Source organism: Haemophilus sp. HMSC071C11, assembly GCF_001837655.1.
GTDB lineage: Bacteria > Pseudomonadota > Gammaproteobacteria > Enterobacterales > Pasteurellaceae > Haemophilus > Haemophilus influenzae.
Map to the genome: position 1 here is coordinate 452 of NZ_KV833446.1, position 2,744 is coordinate 3,195.

Consider the following 2,744-nt stretch of genomic DNA (forward strand, 5'->3'; position numbering starts at 1 on the left):
CCGTTGGTAGTCAAAATCCAACCAATAACACGGAATCTTGAGCAAAACGCCAAGTTTCACGCTATGTGCCAAGATGTGGCAAATCAGGCGGAATTTATGGGGCGTAAGCTCACAATGGAGCAGTGGAAAGTGTTGTTTATTTCGGGTCACGCAATCGCCACAAACCAAAAAGCAGATGTTGTGCCAGGTCTTGAGGGGGAATTTGTGAATATCCGTGAAAGTTCGGCTCAAATGAGCGTGAGCAGAATGGCGAGCCTAATCGAGTATGTGACCAGTTGGGGCGTGCAAAATGGCGTGAGATTTAACGATAGATGGGGATTTAAATGAAACGCTTAAACGATGATGAGATTTTGGAGTTAAAAATTGTACTTTTGATTGCGGCAGTTTGGGTAATGTTTAATATGGTGTTTGGCTAATGGCGAAAGAGTATAAATGCAAAGTTTGTGGCAAAGCGTTTGTAAAAACCTTTAGCTCAACACAAAAAGTTTGCTCGCCTGAATGTGCGATTAAATTAGCTCGAGATAATGTGCAAAAAGCGCAAGAACGAGCAGAAAAGAAAAGACAAAGGGAGCGTAAGGCTAAATTAAAAAGTCGTTCAGAATGGCTGAAAGAGGCGCAATCGGTCTTTAATAAATTTATCCGTCTGCGAGATAAAAATGAACCCTGTATCAGTTGCGGTCGGTATCATCAAGGGCAATACCACGCAGGGCATTATCGGAGTGTGGGGGCGTGTCCTGAATTAAGATTTTGTGAGCTCAACGTACATAAACAATGCGCCCCCTGTAATGACCATAAGAGCGGAAATATCATCGAATATCGAATAAATCTCGTCAATAAAATCGGTGCGGATAAGGTAGCTTGGTTAGAACGGCAAGACCACGAACCGAAAAAATACACCATTGAAGATTGCAAGGCGATTATTAAGTATTACAAGACAAAAATTAAAGAGCTAGAGGAATAAATGCGTAAATTTAGCGAATTATCAGAACTAACGATTGAACAAGAAGAATTTGTTGACCGTTATATGTATCAATGGGGTGCTTGGGTGCGCAGCGGTAGGCTTGATAAACCGCAATTAAATATTATTGCAAAACTAATGCAATCAGTCATTCCTGCAGAGCCAAATGAACCAATTTGCGATGATGAAACTGGGTTTATGATTAGTCAAACCATTGAAATGTTTTTTAAGAAAAATGACCAAATCTTACACTTTATTGTGTTTGCTTATTATGTAAACAAAAGAACAATCAATTTTATAGCAGAACACCTACACGGCAAATCCAAAGCTAAGGAAATGAGACCTTGTGCAGGTAAATCTAACGTAAGAGTGCCAAGTTTTAGGACAATCTATCGTGAAGTCGAAAAAGAGATACACTTTGCAAAAGCAATAATTCACGAACTGCTTATAACTTGCTTTATTATTCAGAGAACTAGCAGGGAACGTGCAACAAATATCAAAAAAATCAAAATTACATATTGACATATTTGGCAAAGTGTCATACTATTTAGATGTATGGTGGTCGCAGTATAAGTAGTGAACACCTAAATTGATTTTTACAGCCCTGATCGGAAACGGTCGGGGCTTTTTGTTATCAAACTATAAGGGCGTAGTCTAATGGTAAGACAGCGGTCTCCAAAACCGCTAATTGAGGTTCGATTCCTTGCGCCTTTGCCACATCACAAGCTCACGTTAATGCGTGGGCTTTTTTTATCAGCCCTGTAAATGGGTGGAGTGTAAAAATGTTAAAAGATGCAGGAAGCCAAAGTATTTTTTGGTCTGGCTTTGGTGCGTTCTGGGCAATGTATTCATTTCAAGAATGGCTGGCTATTATGGGGCTTGTTATAGGTTTAATAAGTGGTCTCGTGAATATGTATGCTAAATGCCAAGAAGGGAAAGTTAGAAAAAATGAAGAACGGCGTGCAGAAGAAATACACCGTGTGAAAATGAAACGATTGTCTTTAGGATTTGATGATGATTTTGACAAAAACTAGGAAAGCTCTTGGTGTTTGTTCTGTGATTACGGTAATGGGATTAATGTATGCTCAGTTCGGTGGCGAGCTAAGATTAAGTCCTGTAGGTGCTGAAATTATTGGGAATGCCGAGGGTTGCAGACGTGATCCGTATCAATGCCCTGCGGATGTTTTGACCGTTGGAATTGGTTCAACTGAATATGGTGGTAAGAAAATCAATCCAAAACACCGTTACACAGATTTGGAAATTGCCGAACGTTGGAAGAATGATATTGTGATTGCTGAACGATGTGTGAATAAATATGGTAATGGCGAGATGTTACCGCAATCGGTATTTGATTCTGCGGTGTCAATCACTTTTAATGTGGGTTGTGGGGCAGTAAGCAAATCTACGATGTTTAAATATCTTCGAGCAAAACAATATGAAAAGGCTTGTGGCGAATTTCCTAGATGGGTGTATGCCAGTGGTAAAAAATTAGCAGGTTTGGTGGTTCGCCGAGAAAAAGAGAAAGCATTATGTTTAGCCGATTTGAAACTGCCATAAAATTGACCGCACTTTGTTTGATTTTGGGCTTGTGTGGTTGGACTTGGTTTCAATCTCAGAAGATAAGTAGTTTAAAAGCCGAGAACCAAGCTCAAGCCCAAACTATCCAGCAGCAAGAAGATGCGAACAAGGCATTGGCTATTACGCTACAACAAGAGCGTGATGCAGTTATTGAGCAACAAGAGCGTAATAATGAGATAGAAAGGATAGCAACAGAAAATGCTGAATC

The 2,744-nt window shown here is 40.0% G+C and carries 6 protein-coding genes and 1 tRNA gene; all 7 read left to right on the forward strand.

Translation table 11 applies throughout. The features are described from left to right. A partial coding sequence (locus HMPREF2644_RS09240; RefSeq protein WP_143422623.1) for a recombination protein NinB occupies positions 1-327 on the forward strand: 327 nt, incomplete at its 5' end. Between the two features lie 88 nt (positions 328-415). Beyond that, positions 416-961, forward strand: a complete 546-nt coding sequence (locus tag HMPREF2644_RS07790) for a recombination protein NinG (protein WP_042599558.1) — start codon at positions 416-418, stop codon at positions 959-961. After that, complete coding sequence (locus HMPREF2644_RS07795; protein ID WP_005651339.1) at positions 962-1,480, forward strand: antiterminator Q family protein; 519 nt, start codon at positions 962-964, stop codon at positions 1,478-1,480. It begins immediately after the preceding gene. A gap of 121 nt (positions 1,481-1,601) precedes the next feature. Then, positions 1,602-1,675, forward strand: a tRNA-Trp gene (locus HMPREF2644_RS07800). A gap of 65 nt (positions 1,676-1,740) precedes the next feature. After that, complete coding sequence (locus HMPREF2644_RS07805) at positions 1,741-1,992, forward strand: phage holin family protein (protein WP_005688862.1); 252 nt, start codon at positions 1,741-1,743, stop codon at positions 1,990-1,992. After that, on the forward strand, positions 1,973-2,515 hold the full coding sequence (locus HMPREF2644_RS07810; RefSeq protein ID WP_005654589.1) for a lysozyme: 543 nt from the start codon (positions 1,973-1,975) through the stop codon (positions 2,513-2,515). Before HMPREF2644_RS07805 ends, HMPREF2644_RS07810 begins: the two co-directional genes overlap by 20 nt. Beyond that, positions 2,488-2,744, forward strand: a 257-nt coding sequence (locus HMPREF2644_RS07815; RefSeq protein WP_070828377.1) for a DUF2570 family protein, incomplete at its 3' end; no start/stop codon positions are given. The genes HMPREF2644_RS07810 and HMPREF2644_RS07815, both read left to right, overlap by 28 nt.